Origin of the sequence: Rhizobium leguminosarum, assembly GCF_010668065.1 — a bacterium.
GTDB classification, from domain to species: Bacteria; Pseudomonadota; Alphaproteobacteria; order Rhizobiales; family Rhizobiaceae; genus Rhizobium; species Rhizobium leguminosarum_S.
This window is the reverse complement of record NZ_WUEN01000002.1, coordinates 394398-412922: the sequence shown is the minus strand read 5'-3', so window position 1 is coordinate 412922 and position 18525 is coordinate 394398. Positions and strand designations below refer to the sequence as shown.

Below are 18525 nucleotides of genomic sequence, written 5' to 3'. Positions count from 1 at the left end.
GCAATGAAGCCTGGGAGCTTTGGAGCAGCAAGAACGCCGGACTAGCTTTGCGTGGAACCGACAGGCTTTTGCTGCGGGTTGGAGCCTCATTTCGTCCGGCTGCGCAGCACCTCTCCGACAACCGACGACGCAGAGAAGGCGTTCGGCCAGCCGGCGTAGAAGGCCGTATGGGCAACGACCTCACCGGCTTCGTCGGCGGTCAGGCCGTTATCCATGGCGCGGTTGAGGTGATAGGTGATCTGGGCGCTCTGGCCCGATGCGATCAGCGAACTGACCGTCACAAGGCTGCGGTCTCGCGGTGCAAGGCCCGGCCGCTGCCAGAGATCGAGGAACAGCGGGTCAGTCGTAAACTGCACAAGCCCCGGAGAGATCGGACCGACATTCTTCTCGACGCCGGTGGCGCGTTGGCGCTCGACCTCTTCGTTGAGCGGCAGCAGTTGCGGAGAGGCCGCAGGCAGCTGATCGGCCGTGATGCCCCGGTCTTTGAAGGCGTCCTTGGTCGCGGCGACTGCCGACATCGCGTTCGACCAGCCTGCGTAGAAAGCCAGATGCGTGATGACCTCGGAAACCTCCGTCGGGGTCACCCCGTTATCGAGAGCGACGTCGACGTAGTGCTTCAGATCGATCGCCTGGTTTCGGGCGATCAGCACGGCCAGCGTGACGATGCTGCGATCGCGGCGTGACAGTTGCGGCCGCTGCCACAGATTTCCGAGTACGTCCTCTTCAGCGTATCGGCCAAGAGCCGGCGATACGGACTGGATGTCGCTGACCGACAATGATGAAGCACTTCCGCCTCCAATTCCTTCCTGGGCCATGAGAGGCTCGCCCATCGTCACCGAGATAGCCGTGGCGGCCAAAATTCGTTTCATGATGATATCCTTCCAACTTGCTTGTTCCGGCATCGCCTGGAATGGGCCTGCAACGGCGCAACGACGAAAGCTGCAAAGCGCCCGTCGTCAGCATCGAAGCAGGGTTCTGTGGTATTGGCTGCTGCAGAATGTGCCGCTAGAGACCGGATCGGCGCAGCATTTCTTCGGGATAACGAGCTCCCTGAATGACGATGTTGGTCTGCTCGATCTCGTCAAGATCGGCCTTGTCCAAGGTGACGTTCAGCGCCCCGATATTCTCCTCGAACCGTTCGAGCTTGCGTGTGCCGAACAGCGGCACAATCCAGGGCTTCTGCGCCAGCAGCCAGGCTAGCGCGACCTGCGCCGGCGTCGCGCCATGCTTCTCCCCGATCTTGCCGATCAGTTCGACCAGCTTCAGATTGGCAAGACGCGCTTTCTCGGCGAAGCGGGGGATTCCCGCTCGGATATCGGAACTGTCGAATGTGGTGTTGAGGTCGATCTTGCCGGTGAGAAATCCCTTGCCGAGAGGGCTGAAAGGCACGAGCCCGATGCCGAGTTCCTCGATTGTCGGAATGATTTCGGCCTCCGGATCGCGGGTCCACAAGGAATATTCGCTCTGCAACGCGGCCACCGGCTGCACCGCATGCGCCCGGCGTATCGATTGGGCACCGGCCTCGGACAGACCGAACCACCGCACTTTGCCCTCGGCGATCAGCTGCCTGACCGTCCCGGCCACATCTTCCATCGGCACGTCCGGATCGACCCGGTGCTGATAGTAGAGGTCGATGTGGTCGGTGCGCAGGCGCTTTAGGCTGCCCTCGATGGCGCGGCGGATCTGCGCCGGCTTGCTATTGACGCCACCGCGGTGCTTGCCCGTCTCCTGGTCGATGTCCCAGCCAAATTTCGTGGCGATCTTAACCTTGCCGCGAAGCGGGGCAAGCGCTTCGCCCACCATCTCCTCGTTCGTCCAGGGGCCGTAGACTTCAGCGGTGTCGAAGAAATCCATGCCGCGTTCGACGGCGGTGCGAAGCAGGTCGATCATCTCGGCCCGGTCGGGAAGCTCGCGGGCCTTGCCATAGCCCATGGCGCCCAGCGACAAGGCGGAGACTTCCAGGCCCTGGCCGAGTGTGCGCTTGATCATCTTGCGTCTCCTTTGCTCGAGTTGGTTTGGATGGCTACCGACGACGCATTCGGATCCGACTGCCGTCAGGTAGTTTCCTCACGCGGCGCGATCCGGACGGTCGCCGCGCGTGCTCGGGCGCTGACCATCGGCGCGAGATACTGGCTCTTGCCGTATTTGGCGCGGTAGGCGTCGTCGATGCGATCGTTGATCGGGCCGTCTACAGGCTCGAAGCCGACGGTGCGCGTCATGCCGGCGGCAATGATTCGTCCAGCCTTCTGGTGGATCGCCGCCTGATACCAGCGGGACTTCTGACCATGGTAGCCGCGCACGTAGAGCGAGCCATCGACGACAACCTCCCAGATCCAGGTCGGGGTGCCATAGGTGGCGCCATCGTCCCTGAACGGCGCGATTTTCAAATCGTCGGCCTGATCGATTTTGCTAAGCTCGTCATCCGACCAGTTCATCGTCGCTCTCCGCTCAGTTTGGCTACAGTCGTGGTAGCGCTTCCCGATCTCATGCTTTGAATATAGAGCGCGTACCGAACCATGATTAGGCGCTGCAAATCGCATGAACTTATGAGCGTGAATCATCAATGCAGGCCGGTCACAGGCGGAATTCTGCCAGCGACACAGCCTTTTGCTCTTACGGCGCTCTGCTGGAAAGGTGGCTGAAACCCACATCCATCGGCGACTGATTGCGGTATGATCGGCATTCTGCTACGAACGGCCCGTCGAAAGAGTGCTGACCGGATGGTAGCCCGGTCGCCGTCTCAAGGGACGGCAATTCTCCCTGCAAGGGTATCCGCGACACCCGAGACCGACTTGCCGGTCGCAAAGGTGTGTCCGCTGATAACCACGTCACCGTCGGCGCACCTTCTCAACTGTTGGAAGGATGGACGACCTTGAAGCTCACAGGAAACACAATTCTCATCACTGGCGGCGCAACCGGCATCGGTTTTGCGCTCGCGCGGCGCCTTTCCGAAAAGGGCAATCACGTCATCATTTGCGGCAGAAGCGAAGCAGCGCTCCGGAAGGCACAGGAGGACGTGCCTGCGCTGATCACCCGCATTTGCGACGTTGCCAACGGCGAGAGCCGCCATTCTATGGTCGAATGGCTGAAGGCGGAGCATCCGGCACTCAACGTCGTCGTCAACAACGCCGGCGTTCAGCATCGGCGCGATTTCAATACCGATCCGGCGATCGACACTCTCGATCAGGAAGTGGCGATCAATCTTACGGCACCGATCCATCTGATCGCCGAGCTGCTCGCCACCTTGAGGCAGCAAGAGCATGCGTTCATCATCAACGTCAGCTCGGGCCTCGCCTTTTCGCCGATGGCCGATGTGCCGGTCTATTGCGCCACGAAGGCCGCGATCCACTCCTTTACGCTCAGCCTGCGCCATCAGCTGAAATCCACAGCAATTCGGGTGATCGAGGTCGCGCCACCGATCGTCGATACCGCTCTCGGCGGTAGTACGCGCAGCGAAGGCACCGCAAGCCGCATGATGGTCTCCTCGGAAGAGTTCGCTGCCGATGCGCTGGCGCAGCTTGAAGCGGATAAGGATGAGATCCTCGTCGGCGTCTCCGCGGACACGCGCCGGATGGGCGAAGCCCTGTTCGAGCGCATGAACAGCCGCTCCTGATCGGTCGCGGCAATCCCTCCCGAAGATCGCTGCTCGGCCGCTAGATCTGCAAGCGGACGACGTCACACTAACGATGGTGCCAGAATCTGGCACCGTGGTGGTCTAACCTGCATCGACGTGACGGAATTCAGGAAAGCCACGGTCATCAGACTTCGCGGCGACGCCGGAAATTGCCTCCGCGGATGTCCATGCGATCCCCAAGCATTCCCGTCAATCGCGGGCAGGGGAGGTCGCCTGGTCATCGAGCCGCTGGCGCTGCCCGGGCTTGCTGCGGCTGCCACTGTCACAGTCGTGCCTTCAACAAAACAGGAAGAATGGCCCACTATGAAACGCATTCAATATCACCAGTACGGCGGCCCCGATCTGATGCGGCTCGAGGAGTTCGAACTGGCTTCGCCGGGTAAAGGACAAGTGGCGGTGAAGATCAGGTTCGCAGCGATCAATCCCATCGATTGGAAGCTGCGGGCGGGGCGGATGAAGATCGTTACGGGAAGGGCTTTTCCTCGCGCAATGGGGATGGATATTTCCGGGACGGTCATTTCGGTCGGTGAAGGGGTGACGCGCTTCAAGATCGGCGATGCCGTGTTTGGTCTTGCACGGTTCAAGGAGAGCGGCGCCCTGGGAGAGGCTGTCGTCACCAAGGACAGCTTCTTGGCCAAGAAGCCCGAAACCGTTTCGTTTGAGGCGGCGGCTTGTCTCGGGACGCCTGGAGCCACTGCTTGGAACGGGCTGGTCGACAAAGCGAAGCTGACTGCCGGCGAGCACGTCTTCATCAATGGCTGTACCGGTGCGGTGGGCGAAGCGGCTGTGCAGATCGCGCAGATTCTGGGCGCAAAGGTCTCGGGCAGTTGCAGCGCGGTGGCGACGGAACGGGCGCTGGCCCTCGGCGTTCAAACCGTGTTCGACTATCGGACAACTGATTTGTCGACGGTTCGCGAGCGTTTCGATGTGGTCTACGACACGGCTGCGACGATGACGGACGCAGTGGGGCTTGGGCTCTTGCGTCAGAATGGCCGGTTCGTGGACCTCAATCCCACGCCGGGGAAATTCATTCGGTCAATGTTCAACCGAAGACTGAAGGTTGTGGTGTGCACACCGAGGTCCGAGATCCTCGATAGAATCGCTCGTGCCGCCAAGGACGAAAATCTTCGCCTTCCGATCGCCGAGATCGTGCCTCTCAGCGAAGCCATTCCACTCATCACGGCTCTTGAGTCCGGACGGAAGCTCGCCGGAAAAGCCCTCGTCATGATGGATTGAGCGTGTCACGAAGCCACCGATTATTTGACCTGATGCAAGTTCTTCGTCGTCACCGCGGAACGGTGCCCGGTTTGACGCTTGCGCGTGAGCTCGGCGTTTCGCTGCGGACCATCCGTCGTGACATCGTGACGCTGCAGGCCATGGGCGCCGATATCGATGGAGAGCCCGGGGTCGGCTACATACTGCAGCCGGGCTTCCTTTTGCCGCCTCTGTCTTTCACGGAAGAAGAGATCCAGGCGCTTGTCGCTGGCGCGCAGTGGGTCAGTCGACACACGGACGATGCTTTGGCGCACGCTGTTCAAAACGCGCTTGCAAAAATCGGGGGTGTGCTTCCCCCCGACCTGCGACGGGGCTTGGACGATAATACGTTCTTTGTTGGTCGTTCTGAAAGAGGTTCATCGGTTGTTGATCTGGCGCAGGTCAGGCGAGCGATGCGCGAGCAGCGAAAGATAAGCATCACGCACAAAGATCGAAGCGGGGCCGTGTCCGAGAGGACCATATGGCCAATCATGCTGGGTTTCATTGATTCACAGCGATTTATCGCGGGTTGGTGCGAACTGCAGGGCGACTTTCGTATCTTCCAAGCTGACCACGTCATGACCGTCTGTTTCCTGGACGATCACTATCCGGGAAACCGCCGCCAACTCGTCAAGGAGTGGCGCGCTCAGGAACAGCATCCATGCAAACAGAGGGATTGCGGATAGCTGATTGTTGCCTCGGCCCCCGAATTCAACCTCGCTCTGCAGGCAGCAGCCTGCAGAGCGTTTCGAAGACTTTATAGAGATCGGAAATATTGATGGCTTATACGACTTCCTCCGACCGCCCCTTCAAGCAGAAGCGGCGAATTTGGGCCTTTTGGGCGCTGACCGTTGCCTTTGTCACCTTCCAGCTCATCGCGCATCCAAGCTTCGGATCTGAAAGCCTTTTTCTGACCCTGCTCGCTCAGTTCGGTACGTTGTTGATCGCCTTTGGCATAATCGGACGAATCTGGTCGACCATCTATATTGGAGGTCGAAAGAATTCCGCGCTTGTGACCCAGGGACCCTATTCGATCACGCGCAACCCTCTTTATCTGTTTTCGCTCTGCATGATCAGCGGTGTCTGCCTGGTGTTTGGTAGTCTGCTTTTCACCGGAATTTTCACGCTGCTCGCCTATCTTGTGTTCAGATATACGGCGAAGCGGGAGGCCATATATTTGTTTCACCTCTTCGCCGAGCCATACGCGGAATACGCCCGGCGCACACCATTGTTCTGGCCCAATTTCTCCAATTTTGAGTGGGGGCAGGCTCCGGTGATTTCCAACCGGGCGCTGCTGGTGACATCAAGAGATTCTCTCTTCACCATCGCCATGATCCCATTTTCCGAACTGGTCGAATACCTTCGAGAAAGCGGCTTTCTAGCCATGGCGATCATTGTTCCTTGATCGCGCAGCTCATGGAGCAAGCCCGTCGCCGACGGGGGACGCGCTCACGTTTGTCGCCGGCGTGCTCAGGCAGTCCCTTGTATCCGCACGTTAGAGTTTTTGTGCGGCACGCAGCACAGGCTGGCACCGCCGCGTCCGCTTGGCGCGGCCCGCAACTTCGATCAAAAAATGCGCATGTCGGCGAAAAGATTCCAGGAAAACAACCGCATCCATCCACGCCGGAAGCCCTGATACGGCTCGCGGGCTCTTTCCAAATCGACGGGTCGCTCTAGCTTAAAGGATACCTGACGAAAAGGAGAAAATGATGACCGACGCACCGAATACGGCGACCCCGGCGCGAAGAGTGTTGCGGGGCCGCCCCTACAGCATCGGCGAATTTGCCAGAAAATACCGGTTGGACGACAAGGAGGCAAAACGCCTCTACGACAAGTTCGGCCCGTCGGCCACCGAACTCGACCTGTTGATGGCGGCGAAGCGCCGCCCGCCGGGCCTGCCGACCAATCTCGACGCCTGAAGGCGCTCTATGAGGATCCGAACCGGAAGCTGTCTTTGCGGGGCGGTGGCCTACAGGGTGGAAGGCGAACCGCTTCGCACCGGCCTCTGCCACTGCGCCGATTGCCGTAAATCGAGCGGCTCCGCCTTCACCTTCTTCGCGGTCTGGCCGCGCCAGGCTTTTTCCCATAACGGGGAGATCGCCACATTCGCCGGCCGCAGCTTCTGCCCCGCCTGCGGCGGCAGGCTTTTCTGCCTTAGGGATGATGAGGCGGAAGTCCGCCTGGGCTCGCTCGACAGTCCGCCAACCGACTTTGCGCCTGGCTATGAGGTCTGGATCAAGCGGCGTGAACCGTGGCTGCATCGTTTGCCGGACGCGGGCCAATTTGCCGAGGATGCGAACTGACGGACGCTTGCTCACCGAAAACTTGACTTTCCTTACCAATATTTCATTTCACCCATCCGCAATTCCGTGCCAGTTCGGCGGCAACGCTAATCGCCGGTTCATCTGCACTGTGATTACTTCACCGCAGAGGCCGCAGGCGGCCACTGACGGATTGAGGACGACATGAACAAAATCGTAAGCGGCAGCGAGACCGGAGCAAAGACAGGCGCAGCGTCCGATCTCGCCGCGGTCCTTGCCGCATCGGGACGGCAAGGCAAGCGCAGCCGCTGGCGCGGACGCCTGCTCATCCTGCTGATCCTCATCGCTGCCGCAGCCGTCGCCGCTTATTTCTATATGGGTCGTGGGCAAAGCGAATTGAGCTATGCCACCCAGCCGGTAAAGCGCGGCGACCTGACGGTGCTCGTCACCGCCACCGGCTCCGTACAGCCGACCGAGCAGGTGGATATATCGAGCGAGCTTTCCGGCACGGTCCGCGACGTCAATGTCGATTACAACAGCACGGTCAAATCAGGCGAAGTGCTCGCCCTCCTCGATACGAACAAGCTCGAGGCGGATGTGAAGAGCTCGCGCGCCAAGCTCAATTCGGCCAAGGCGAATGTCATCAAGGCCAATGCCGATATGCAATCCGCAAGCACCTCTCTCGAGCGGTTGAAGAGCCTGGTCAGAAGCAACGTCTCCACCCAGCAGAGCCTCGACGACGCCAGCTACAAATATGATTCCGCCGTCGCCGCCAAACAGATCAACGAGGCCGAGGTCCTCGCCTCGGAGGCCGACCTGCAGCTCGCCGAGGTCAATCTCGCCAAGGCAAAGATCATCTCGCCGATCGACGGCGTCATCCTCACCCGCTCCGTCAATCCGGGCGCCACGGTCGCCGCCTCGCTTTCGGCGCCGATCCTTTTCACCATCGCCGGCGACCTGAAGAAGATGGAGCTGCAGGTCGATGTCGACGAGGCCGATGTCGGCCAGATCGCCGTCGGCCAGAAGGCGAAATTCACCGTCGACGCCTATCCCGACCGCACCTTTCCCGCCGAGATCGAGCAGATCCGCTTCGCCTCCGAAGTGGTCAACAATGTCGTGACCTATAAGGCGGTTCTATCCGTCGACAATGCCGATCTGCTGCTGCGCCCCGGCATGACGGCGACGGCCGACGTCACCGTCGAGGCCGTCAAGGATACCTTGATGGTCCCAAATGCCGCGCTGCGCTACGCCCCGGCGCAGGCGGAAAGGCGCGGCCGCGGTATTTTCGGTATCTTCGGCCCGCCGCGCCAGCGCAACAACAATGCCGGTCCGGCGCTGAAGGGCGCTGAGCGCCGCGTCTGGGTGCTGCGCAACGGCCGCCCTGCGCCTGTCGTCATCCAGGTCGGTTCATCCGACGGCCAGTTCACCCAGGTCGTCTCCGGCGACATCAAGGAAAACGACGCACTGGTGACCGACGCCACGACGCGTGCGAACTAGGCGGAGAGACGGATGGCAAGCCCGCCGCTCATCGAATTCAGACAGGTCTCGAAAATCTACGGCGAGGGCGAGGCGGCGATCCGCGCGCTCGACCATGTCGACCTTGCGATCAACGCCCATGAATTCGTCGCGATCATGGGGCCGTCTGGCTCCGGCAAATCGACGGCGATGAACATTCTCGGCTGCCTCGATGTGCCGAGCGCCGGCGACTACATCTTCGAAGGCATTCCGACCAGCGGCTTCGACCGCAGCCAACTGACGCTGCTGCGCCGCCACATGCTCGGCTTCGTCTTCCAGGGCTTCAATCTCCTGTCGCGCACCTCGGCCGTCGAAAATGTCGAACTGCCGCTGATCTATCGCGGCATGGCGGTGCGCGAGCGCCGCGAAAGGGCTCGCGAGGCGCTGGCACTGGTCGGCCTCACCGGTCGCGAACATCATAAGACACAGGAACTGTCAGGCGGCCAGCAGCAGCGCGTCGCCATCGCCCGCGCCATCGTCACCGAGCCGGCACTGCTCCTCGCCGATGAGCCCACAGGCAATCTCGACACGAAGACCAGCGTCGAGATCATGGATCTGATGACGCGGCTGAACCGCGAGCAGGGCATCACCATCGTCATGGTCACCCACGAACCCGATATCGCCGCCTATGCCCAGCGGCTGCTGCGTTTCGTCGACGGCAAGCTGGAGACTGAGGTCGAGCACCGGAGGAGGGCGGATCATGTTCTTTGAGACGCTGAAGCTGGCGCTGCGGGCTATCAGCCGCAACATGCTGCGCTCCTTCCTGACCGTGCTCGGCGTCGTCATCGGCGTTGCCGCTGTCATCGCGCTGGTGACGATCGGCAACGGCACCACCGCGCAAGTCTCGACCGAGCTGTCGCGGCTCGGCACCAACATGCTGTTCGTCCGTCCCGGCCAGTTCGGCCCCGGCCGGGCGAGCTCCGAGGCCAAGCGCTTCAGCGTCAAGGACGTCGCGGCGATCCGCGACCAGATCGGCGGCCTCCGGGCCGTGGCGCCGCTCAATCAGTCGACGGCGACGGTGATTTTCGGCGGCCAGAACCATTCGACCAGCGTCTCCGGCACCACCAACGATTATTTCATCGCGCAGGATTGGAACCTGGCGCTCGGCCGCAATTTCACCCCCGCTGAGGAACGCGGCCAGGCGCGCTGCATCATCGGCGAAACGGTGCGCTCGCAGCTCTTCGGCAGCGCCGATCCCACCGGCCAGCAGATCCGCGTCGGCAAGGTCTCATGCCCCGTCATCGGCGTGCTCGCCAAGCGGGGCCAGTCCGGCATGGGCAACGATCAGGACGATGTCGTCATCATGCCGGTCAAGGTGTTTCAGCGGCGCATCAGCGGCAGCAGCAACGTGCCGCAGATCATCATCTCGGCGCGCGACGGTGTCTCCACAGCCAAGGTGCAGTCGGATGTCGAAAATCTCCTGCGCGAGCGCCGCAAGATCGTGCCCGGCCGCCAGGACGATTTCAACGTCAACGACATGACGCAGATCGCCGAGGCGATGACCGGCACGACGACGCTGCTAACCGGCCTGCTCGGCGCCGTCGCGGCGATCAGCCTGCTCGTCGGCGGCATCGGCATCATGAACATCATGCTGGTCTCCGTTACCGAGCGAACCCGCGAGATCGGCATCCGCCTGGCGATCGGCGCGCTCGAAAGCCAGGTGCTCACCCAGTTCCTGGTCGAAGCCGTGGCGCTGTCGCTGTTCGGCGGCATCACCGGCATCGTGCTTGGCCTGAGCCTCGGCTTCGGCGCCGTGACGCTGCTGAAAGTACCCTTCGTCTTCAGCCCGCTCATGGTCGCCGTCGCCTTCCTGTTCTCCGCGGCAATCGGCATGATCTTCGGCTATTTCCCGGCGAGAAGGGCAGCGCAGTTGAACCCGATCGAGGCGTTGCGGCACGAATAATGCGCCATGGCAAAACGCATGATGTCTCTCTACCCTTATCAATCGAACGCAACCGTTATCGGAGGCCAAGCATCATGCCGCTCAACAGGCTGGTGATCTATGCTGGGAATGTCGAGGAAACCGCGCGCTTTTATGAGAAGCACTTCGGTTTCAAGGCGACAAGCCTGCCGGGCGACAGGATCATTGAACTGGTCGCTCAGGACGGCGGTGCGAATATCATGCTGCACCAAGCCGCCAAGGGGCAGCGGAGCGGCCAATCCACCGTCAAGCTGGTCTTCGACGTGGAGGACGTCGAGACCTTTTGCAGGCGATGCGCGGAGAACGGCCTGGAGTTCGGTGCCATCCATAAAGCCGATGGCTATCAGTTCGCCAATGCAAAAGACCCATGTCAAAATTCGATCTCGGTTTCCAGCCGGGCGTTTCGCAAGGGGTGACCGAGGGAAGGTGCCGGCCTGATGATGAAGCAGCCGATGCGGTTTGCCTCTGTAGGCGAGGGTGAGTTGGCGAGAAAGCCAACCGTACTCTCCGTCCTCCTCGGCCTTGAGCCGAGGATCCCTGCCGCGGCTGCTGATGGATGCGTGGTGGATGCTCGGCTCAAGGCCGAGCACGACGGAGAGTGGGGTGGTCGGCAGGAGCCATTCACGGCGTAGACGCCCATGCCGGCAATGCTATCGCCGAGTTTCACGCCTCGCCAAAGTTATCTATCTGTCTCTATTCTGATATTCGGTGCCGACTTGTCTTCGGTTTTTGGCCGTGTCACTATGTGATATATCAGACTTGGCGACGGAGCTCCGTATTGCAGACTTCTCAGAGCCATCTTGCCTATCTCGCGCTGGAGCATCTGATCGTGACGCTGGCGCTAAAGCCCGGCGCGCTTGTCACCGAAAAACAGCTGATCGATATGGCGGGCCATGGGCGTACGCCGGTGCGCGAGGCTATCCAGAAGCTTGCCTGGCAGGGGCTGATCCTGGTGAAGCCGCGCGTCGGGCTGCAGGTCGCCGAGATCGCGCCCGAGGATCATGGCAATGTCATGCAGGTGCGCCGCGAGCTGGAGCCGATCGCGGCGAGCCTTGTTGCCGAACATGCGAGCGACGAGCAGCGCGCGCGCCTCATCGATTGCGTCCGCGCAATGGAGGAATGCGCCGTCACCGGCGATCTCGACGGCTTCTTCGCCGCCGACAAGGCCTTCGACGAAATCCTTGAAGATGCCTGCCCGAACGGCTTCATCACGGCAGCACTCGGCCCGGTGCAGACGCATTCGCGCCGCCTCTGGTACTCCAAGGCAAGCCCGGAGCGCATGGATCGCGCCATCTCGCTGCATGTCGCCGTCATCCGCGCCATCCATCAGGGCAGGCCGGATGAAGCGCGCGCCACCATGGCGCTGCTGATCGATTACCTCAGCCACACATAGAAGCGGCTCCGTTTCCGGAGCCGCTACAGGTCTGGTTGTCAGAAATGTTTTAGCCGACGAAAGCGCGCTCGATGACGAATTCGGCGGGCTTGCTGTTGGCGCCTTCATCGAGGCCGGCCTTCTCGAGCAGTTCCTTGGTATCCTTCAGCATGGCCGAGGAACCGCAGATCATGCCGCGGTCGATCACCGGGTCGAGCGGCGGCACGCCGAGATCGGTGAACAGCTTGCCGGAAGAGATCAGGTCGGTGATGCGGCCGCGATATTCGAAATCCTCGCGCGTGACCGTGGGATAGTGGCGCAGCTTGTCGCCGACGACTTCCTTCAGCAACTCGTCGTTCTGGATCTCGTGCACGAGGTCGAAGCCGTATTTCAGTTCGGCGACATCGCGTGTCGTATGGGTGAGGATGACTTCCTCGAACTTCTCATAGGTCTCGGGATCGCGGATCAGGCTGGCGAAAGGCGCAATGCCCGTTCCCGTCGAGAACATGTAGAGACGACGGCCGGGCGTCAGCGCATCGAGCACCAGCGTGCCCGTCGGCTTCTTGCGCATCAGCACCTGGTCGCCCGGCTTGATCGCCTGCAGATGGGAAGTGAGCGGACCGTCCGGCACCTTGATCGAGAAGAATTCAAGCTCCTCGGCCCAGGCGGGGCTGGCGATCGAATAGGCGCGGAACACAGGCTTGCCCTCGACCATCAGGCCGATCATCGCGAATTCGCCGGAACGGAAACGGAAGCCCTGCGGCCGGGTCATCGTGAAGCGGAAGAGCCGGTCGGTATAGTGCGTGACATCGAGCACCGTCTCGGCATAGACGCCAGCGGGGATGGACAAGGCGAAGTCTTCGGTCTTTGCAGGCGCGTTCATTTCGGTAGCGGATCCCGTTTCGTCGGATGAACAGTCGGATGCGAGCGAGATATTACATATCCGGCCGGAATTAAAGGCATTCCATTCCACGCGACGCTTCTAAAGGGAAATATGCATGTCATCGTCAGGATTCAATGGGGAGCAGGGGGCAGGCGGAGAATGTCGTATTTCCCGCTGGCGAAGCCCGGCAAAGGATGCATATTAGAGCAGCACGCCGGAAACGGATGCCGGTTTTCGGCAAAAACGGTGCGACAACAAAGACCTACGGCGTCGAACCCGATTCAGCAACAGGGTCCGGCGATGGTGGCGAAAAAAAAGATGCTTGCCGGGGCGAGCGCGATAGGGCGGTCGGGGGAATATGAAGATTTTCAACTACAAGCGTGTTCCTTATGCGGAGATGCGCGCCTTTTCCGTCCATATCCTGACGGCATCCGGCTCCTTCCTTGCCTTTCTCGGCGTCGTCGCCGCCGCCGAGCACCGCTTCATCGACATGTTCTGGTGGCTGGGCCTTGCCCTTCTCGTCGACGGCATAGACGGGCCGATCGCCCGCAAGGTGCGTGTCAAGGAAGTGCTACCGAACTGGTCGGGCGATACGCTCGACAATATCATCGATTACGTCACCTATGTGCTTCTGCCGGCTTTCGCGCTTTATCAGAGCGGCATGATCGGCGAGCCCTGGTCCTTCGTCGCCGCCGGCATGATCGTCGTCTCCAGCGCCATCTACTATGCCGATATGGGCATGAAGACGGACGAGTATTTCTTTTCCGGCTTCCCCGTCGTCTGGAACATGATCGTCTTCACGCTGTTCGTCATCGATGCCAGCGCCACGACGGCGCTGACCGTTGTCATCGTTTCGGTGGTGCTGACCTTCCTGCCGATCAATTTCCTCCACCCGGTCCGGGTCAAAAGGCTGCGCCCGCTCAACCTCGGCGTCTTTTTCCTGTGGTCGGGGCTGGGCATTTTTTCGCTGCTGATGCATTTCGACACACCCGAATGGGCGCTCATTCTCTTCATCGTGACCGGAGCCTATCTTTACGTCATCGGCGCGGTGCTGCAATTCTTCCCCGCCCTTGGACGCGAAACTTAGGATAGGCAGATGACCAAAACGCAGGCGGTTTCATTTTCGAGGACGGGCGGGCCGGAGGTTTTCGACTATGTCGAGATCGATCTTCCCTCGCCCTCGGCGGGCGAAGTGCAGATCAGGCAGGCGGCGGTCGGGCTTAATTTCATCGACGTCTATTTCCGCAACGGCACCTACAAGGCGCCGCATCTGCCCTTCGTCACCGGCAAGGAGGGTGCCGGCACCGTGACATCGGTCGGCCCCGGCGTCGAGGATTTCAAGGTCGGCGACCGTGTCGCCTATGCCGGCGCCGACGGCGCCTATAGCGCCGAACGAAATGTCGAGACGCGCCATCTGGTGCATGTGCCTGAAGGCATAGAGCTTAAGACCGCAGCGGCGATGATGCTGAAGGGCATGACCGCCGAATATCTCTTGAACCGCACCTTCAAGGTCGGCCCGCAGACGGTCCTGCTGTTCCACGCCGCTGCCGGCGGCGTCGGCCTGATCGCCGGCCAATGGGCAAAGGCGCTCGGCGCCACCGTCATCGGCACGGCGGGCTCTGAAGACAAGATCGAGCTGGCGCTCGCCCATGGCTACGATCATGTGATCAACTACAAGAGCGACAGCTTCGTCGACCGTGTCCGTGACATCACCGGCGGCAAGGGTGTGGATGTCGTCTACGATTCGATCGGCCGGGATACTTTTCCACAGTCGCTCGATTGTCTGAAACCGCGCGGCCTTTTTGCCTCCTTCGGCCAATCCTCCGGTCCGATCGAGAATTTCACCCTTGCGGCTCTGGCGCAGAGGGGCTCGCTCTTTGCGACGCGGCCGACGCTCTTCACCTATATCGCCGCGCGTCAGGAACTGATCGACAGTGCCAAAGCGCTATTTGATATTGTGCAAAGCAACAAAGTGCGTATCAATATCAATCAAACCTATCCGCTGCGTGAGGTTGGGCAGGCTCACGCGGATCTGGAAACAAGAAAAACAACAGGAACGACGCTGCTGATTCCATGAGATCCGAACGGACCGGTTGGCAGAAGAAATGAGGGGAACGTGTCGCCATTGAATGTGCCGGATTCCGGCGCGTTGTTATCGGTCCAGAAGCTAACGAAGTTTTTCGGTGGCTTTGCCGCCTGCAATGAAATCGATCTCGATATAGCGCCGGGCGAAATTCATGCGCTTCTCGGCGAAAATGGTGCAGGCAAATCCACCCTGGTGAAGATGCTGTTCGGCGTTCTCGAGCCGACGGACGGGCATATCCTCTGGCAGGGCCAGCCGGTTGCGGTCGCGTCGCCCGGGGAGGCCCGCAAGCTCGGCATCGGCATGGTCTTCCAGCATTTTTCGCTGTTCGAGGCGCTGACGGTTGCCGAAAACATCGCGCTGTCGCTGGATGACGCCATCCCGATCGACAGGATCGCCGAGGAGGCGAGGGCGCTGTCGATCGCCTACGGCCTGCCGCTCGACCCGCATGCCCATGTGGCCGATCTCTCGGTCGGCGAGCGCCAGCGCATCGAGATCGTCCGTGCGCTGCTGCAGAACCCGAAGCTCATCATCCTCGACGAGCCGACCTCGGTGCTGACGCCGCAGGAGGCCGACAAGCTGTTCGAGACGCTGTTCAAGCTGCGCGCCGAGGGGCGTTCGGTTCTCTATATCAGCCACCGCCTGGAAGAAGTGCAGCGCATCTGCGATCGCGCCACCGTCCTGCGTCATGGCCGCGTGACCGGCGCCTGCGATCCGAAACGGGAAACGCCTGCCTCTCTCGCCCGCATGATGGTTGGCAGCGAAGTGGCGACCGTCACGCATCCGGAGCGCAGCGACAAGGGCGAGGTGCAGCTTGCAGTCGCCAATCTTTCCGTCGCCGCGCGCACCCCTTTCGCCATGTCGCTGCGTGATGTGTCGATGGCGGTGCGCTCCGGCGAAATCCTCGCCATTGCCGGTGTCGCGGGTAACGGGCAAAGCGAGCTCTTCGACGCACTGTCGGGCGAATATCCGGTCGCCTTGGCCGAGGCGATCGTCATCCGCAAGAAGCCGGTCGGCAATCAGGGCATTACCGCCCGCCGTCTTCTCGGCGCCGGCTTCGTGCCGGAGGAGCGCCACGGCCATGCCGCCGTCTCCGCCATGAAACTGTCGGACAACCTCATCCTTGCCCGCAGCCAGTCGGACCGCAAAGCGTTTCTGGGCCTCTTTGGCATCATCCGCCATGCTGCGGTGAAATCCGCCGCAAGGCGCATTTCCGAGGCCATGGATGTCCGTAAGAGCGGCGATGATCCGGCCGCAGGCTCGCTGTCCGGCGGGAACCTGCAGAAGTTCATCGTCGGCCGCGAGCTCGACCGCCAGCCGGCGGTGCTCGTCGTCAACCAGCCGACCTGGGGCGTCGATGCCGGGGCGGCAAGCCGCATCCGTCAGGCCTTGGTGGATCTCGCAAGAGCTGGTTCGGCCGTCGTCGTCATCAGCCAGGATCTCGACGAGATCTTCGAAGTGGCGACCGATATTGCCGTCATCTGCGAAGGCCGTCTTTCCCGCCCGTTCCCGGCGGGCGAACTGACGCGTGAAAGGATCGGCCTGCTGATGGGCGGCCTGCACGAGAGCAGCTCTGCCCCGGAGGCGCCCCATGCGCATTGAACTCGAAAAACGGCCCGACGTCTCGAAGCTCTTCGCCTTCGTCTCGCCGCTGCTTGCCCTTGTCCTGACGCTGGTCTTCGGCGCCATCATGTTCGCCATGCTCGGCAAGGATCCGGTCGCCGCACTCGACGCCTTTTTCGTCGAGCCGTTGCTCGAGGTCTGGTCGCTGCACGAACTGGCGATCAAGGCCGCGCCACTGATCCTGATCGCCGTCGGCCTGGCCGTCTGTTATCGCTCGAACAACTGGAATATCGGCGCCGAAGGCCAGTTCACCATCGGCGCCATCACCGGCTCCTATCTGCCGATCATCTTCTACGACTGGCATTCGCCGCTGGTGCTGCCGCTGATGCTGATATTGGGCGCGCTCGGCGGTGCGCTCTTCGCCGCCATTCCGGCGCTGCTGAAGGCGCATTTCAACACCAATGAGATCCTGACATCGCTGATGCTGGTCTATATCGCCCAGCTTTTCCTCGATTGGCTGATCCGCGGCGCCTGGCGCGATCCGAAGGGTTTCAATTTTCCGGTTTCCCGTGATTTCGCGCCGGAAGCAGTGCTGCCGGCGATCTGGGAAGAGTCGGGCCGCGCCCATTGGGCCTTCATCTTCGCCATCATTGCGGCGGTTGGTGCCTGGTTCATGCTGCGTTATACGCTGAAAGGCTTCGAGATCGTCGTGCTCGGCCAATCGGAGCGGGCGGGGCGCTTTGCCGGCTTCTCGTCGAAGAAGATGATCTGGTTCAGCTTTCTCTTCTCTGGCGCTCTTGCCGGCCTTGCTGGCATCAGCGAGGTCTCCGGCTCGATCGGCCATTTGCAGCCGGCGATCTCGCCGGGCTACGGCTTCACCGCCATCATCGTCGCCTTCCTCGGCCGCCTCAATCCGCTCGGCATCATCGCATCCGGCCTGGTGCTGGCGCTGACCTATCTCGGCGGCGAGGCAGCCCAGCTTTCGCTCGGCCTTTCCGACAAGGTCACCCGCGTCTTCCAGGGGCTGCTGCTCTTCTTCGTGCTCTCCTGCGATACGCTGATCTATTACAAAATCCGCCTGGTCTGGTCGCGGGTAGGGGGCAAGGCGGCATGAGCATCTTCGAAGCCATTCTGCTGACCGTCATCACCGCCTCCACGCCGCTCGTCATCGCCGCACTCGGCGAACTGGTGACCGAGCGCTCCGGCGTTCTCAATCTCGGTGTCGAGGGCATGATGATCATGGGCGCGGTCGGTGCCTTTGCCACGGCACAGCTCACCGGCTCGGCCTATATCGGCATTGTCGGCGGCGTCGTCAGCGGCGCGGTGTTTTCGCTGCTCTTCGCCTTCCTGACGTTGACACTCGTCGCCAATCAGGTGGCGACAGGCCTTGCGATGACGATCCTTGGCCTCGGCGCCTCCGGGATGCTCGGCGAGGCCTTCGTCGGGGCACCCGGCGTCCGGCTGCTGCCGATCGAAATCCCGCTGCTTTCGGCCATTCCCTATGTCGGAACGGTCCTCTTCAAGCAGGATCTGATCTTCTACCTGTCGATCCTGCTCGTTATCGCCGTCAACTGGTTCCTCTTCAAGAGTCGCACCGGCCTGAAGATCCGCGCCATCGGCGACAATCACGCCTCGGCGCATGCGCTCGGTATCGACGTCATCCGCATGCGCTACCTCGCCGTGATGTTCGGCGGCGCCTGCGCCGGCCTTGCCGGCGCGCAGCTGTCGCTGATCTACACGCCGCAATGGACAGAGAACATGTCAGGCGGGCGCGGCTGGATCGCGCTGGCGCTCGTCGTCTTCGCTTCCTGGCGGCCTTGGCGCCTGCTGGCCGGCGGTTATCTTTTTGGGGCGGTAACGATCCTGCAACTGCACGCGCAGGCCTTCGGCATCGGCATTCCCTCGCAGTTCCTCTCGATGCTGCCCTATGCGGCGACAGTTGTGGTCCTCGTCATCATCTCGCATAATCGGCGCACGACGTTGATCAATACGCCGGCCTCGCTCGGCAAAGCCTTCGTGCCGGACCGGTGAACAACAAC

20 protein-coding genes are annotated in these 18525 nt (G+C 61.4%); 16 read left to right on the top strand and 4 right to left on the bottom strand.

Annotated features, from left to right (window positions below; all coding sequences use genetic code 11):
• Positions 1-86: 86 nt before the first annotated feature.
• The 3 genes from GR198_RS06490 to GR198_RS06480 form a co-directional block, all read right to left on the bottom strand.
• Positions 87-869: a carboxymuconolactone decarboxylase family protein gene (locus tag GR198_RS06490; RefSeq protein WP_029875226.1), complete on the bottom strand. Its 783-nt coding sequence runs from the start codon at positions 867-869 to the stop codon at positions 87-89.
• Between the two features lie 136 nt (positions 870-1005).
• Positions 1006-1989 (bottom strand): aldo/keto reductase, encoded by a 984-nt coding sequence (locus tag GR198_RS06485; RefSeq protein ID WP_029875225.1) that lies wholly within the window; start codon positions 1987-1989, stop codon positions 1006-1008.
• 65 nt (positions 1990-2054) lie between these two features.
• Positions 2055-2435 (bottom strand): DUF2255 family protein, encoded by a 381-nt coding sequence (locus GR198_RS06480; RefSeq protein WP_029875224.1) that lies wholly within the window; start codon positions 2433-2435, stop codon positions 2055-2057.
• A gap of 437 nt (positions 2436-2872) precedes the next feature.
• Here GR198_RS06480 and GR198_RS06475 point away from each other — a divergent pair, with 437 nt between their 5' ends.
• The 11 genes from GR198_RS06475 (at position 2873) to GR198_RS06425 (ending at position 11978) form a co-directional block, all read left to right on the top strand.
• Positions 2873-3613 (top strand): SDR family oxidoreductase, encoded by a 741-nt coding sequence (locus tag GR198_RS06475; protein WP_029875223.1) that lies wholly within the window; start codon positions 2873-2875, stop codon positions 3611-3613.
• Positions 3614-3937: 324 nt separating this feature from the next.
• On the top strand, positions 3938-4870 hold the full coding sequence (locus GR198_RS06470) for an NAD(P)-dependent alcohol dehydrogenase (protein WP_029875222.1): 933 nt from the start codon (positions 3938-3940) through the stop codon (positions 4868-4870).
• Complete coding sequence (locus GR198_RS06465) at positions 4867-5574, top strand: helix-turn-helix transcriptional regulator (RefSeq protein WP_050573721.1); 708 nt, start codon at positions 4867-4869, stop codon at positions 5572-5574. Before GR198_RS06470 ends, GR198_RS06465 begins: the two co-directional genes overlap by 4 nt.
• Before the next feature lie 92 nt (positions 5575-5666).
• Positions 5667-6293, top strand: a complete 627-nt coding sequence (locus GR198_RS06460; RefSeq protein WP_029875220.1) for a methyltransferase family protein — start codon at positions 5667-5669, stop codon at positions 6291-6293.
• Between the two features lie 304 nt (positions 6294-6597).
• Positions 6598-6807, top strand: a complete 210-nt coding sequence (locus GR198_RS06455) for a hypothetical protein (protein ID WP_003539563.1) — start codon at positions 6598-6600, stop codon at positions 6805-6807.
• A 9-nt stretch (positions 6808-6816) separates the two neighbouring features.
• A complete protein-coding gene (locus GR198_RS06450; RefSeq protein ID WP_029875219.1) occupies positions 6817-7191 on the top strand; it encodes a GFA family protein in 375 nt (124 codons plus the stop codon).
• 162 nt (positions 7192-7353) lie between these two features.
• Positions 7354-8646 carry an efflux RND transporter periplasmic adaptor subunit gene (locus tag GR198_RS06445; RefSeq protein WP_029875218.1) on the top strand — a complete coding sequence of 431 codons (1293 nt, stop codon included), beginning with the start codon at positions 7354-7356 and terminating at the stop codon, positions 8644-8646.
• A gap of 12 nt (positions 8647-8658) precedes the next feature.
• Positions 8659-9375 (top strand): ABC transporter ATP-binding protein, encoded by a 717-nt coding sequence (locus GR198_RS06440; RefSeq protein WP_003539566.1) that lies wholly within the window; start codon positions 8659-8661, stop codon positions 9373-9375.
• Positions 9365-10567, top strand: a complete 1203-nt coding sequence (locus GR198_RS06435) for an ABC transporter permease (RefSeq protein WP_029875217.1) — start codon at positions 9365-9367, stop codon at positions 10565-10567. Before GR198_RS06440 ends, GR198_RS06435 begins: the two co-directional genes overlap by 11 nt.
• A gap of 74 nt (positions 10568-10641) precedes the next feature.
• On the top strand, positions 10642-11001 hold the full coding sequence (locus GR198_RS06430; RefSeq protein ID WP_029875216.1) for a VOC family protein: 360 nt from the start codon (positions 10642-10644) through the stop codon (positions 10999-11001).
• Positions 11002-11363: 362 nt separating this feature from the next.
• On the top strand, positions 11364-11978 hold the full coding sequence (locus GR198_RS06425; protein ID WP_164067965.1) for a GntR family transcriptional regulator: 615 nt from the start codon (positions 11364-11366) through the stop codon (positions 11976-11978).
• Positions 11979-12027: 49 nt separating this feature from the next.
• On the opposite strand, the gene GR198_RS06420 is transcribed toward GR198_RS06425, so the two are convergent.
• Positions 12028-12840: a ferredoxin--NADP reductase gene (locus tag GR198_RS06420; protein WP_003539571.1), complete on the bottom strand. Its 813-nt coding sequence runs from the start codon at positions 12838-12840 to the stop codon at positions 12028-12030.
• A 358-nt stretch (positions 12841-13198) separates the two neighbouring features.
• On the opposite strand from GR198_RS06420, the gene pcsA reads away from it, so the two are divergent.
• From pcsA to GR198_RS06395, 5 genes are read left to right on the top strand one after another with little or no spacing between them, the layout of a single operon-like run.
• The gene (gene pcsA / locus GR198_RS06415; protein ID WP_130825465.1) at positions 13199-13927 is read left to right on the top strand and encodes a phosphatidylcholine synthase; all 729 of its coding nucleotides are present in this window, start codon (positions 13199-13201) and stop codon (positions 13925-13927) included.
• 9 nt (positions 13928-13936) lie between these two features.
• Positions 13937-14917, top strand: a complete 981-nt coding sequence (locus GR198_RS06410) for a quinone oxidoreductase family protein (protein WP_164052060.1) — start codon at positions 13937-13939, stop codon at positions 14915-14917.
• Positions 14918-14956: 39 nt separating this feature from the next.
• Positions 14957-16525 (top strand): ABC transporter ATP-binding protein, encoded by a 1569-nt coding sequence (locus tag GR198_RS06405; RefSeq protein WP_131630450.1) that lies wholly within the window; start codon positions 14957-14959, stop codon positions 16523-16525.
• On the top strand, positions 16515-17600 hold the full coding sequence (locus GR198_RS06400; protein ID WP_131642643.1) for an ABC transporter permease: 1086 nt from the start codon (positions 16515-16517) through the stop codon (positions 17598-17600). The genes GR198_RS06405 and GR198_RS06400 overlap by 11 nt, the downstream gene beginning before the upstream one ends.
• The gene (locus tag GR198_RS06395; RefSeq protein WP_025394520.1) at positions 17597-18517 is read left to right on the top strand and encodes an ABC transporter permease; all 921 of its coding nucleotides are present in this window, start codon (positions 17597-17599) and stop codon (positions 18515-18517) included. Before GR198_RS06400 ends, GR198_RS06395 begins: the two co-directional genes overlap by 4 nt.
• Positions 18518-18525: the final 8 nt, after the last annotated feature.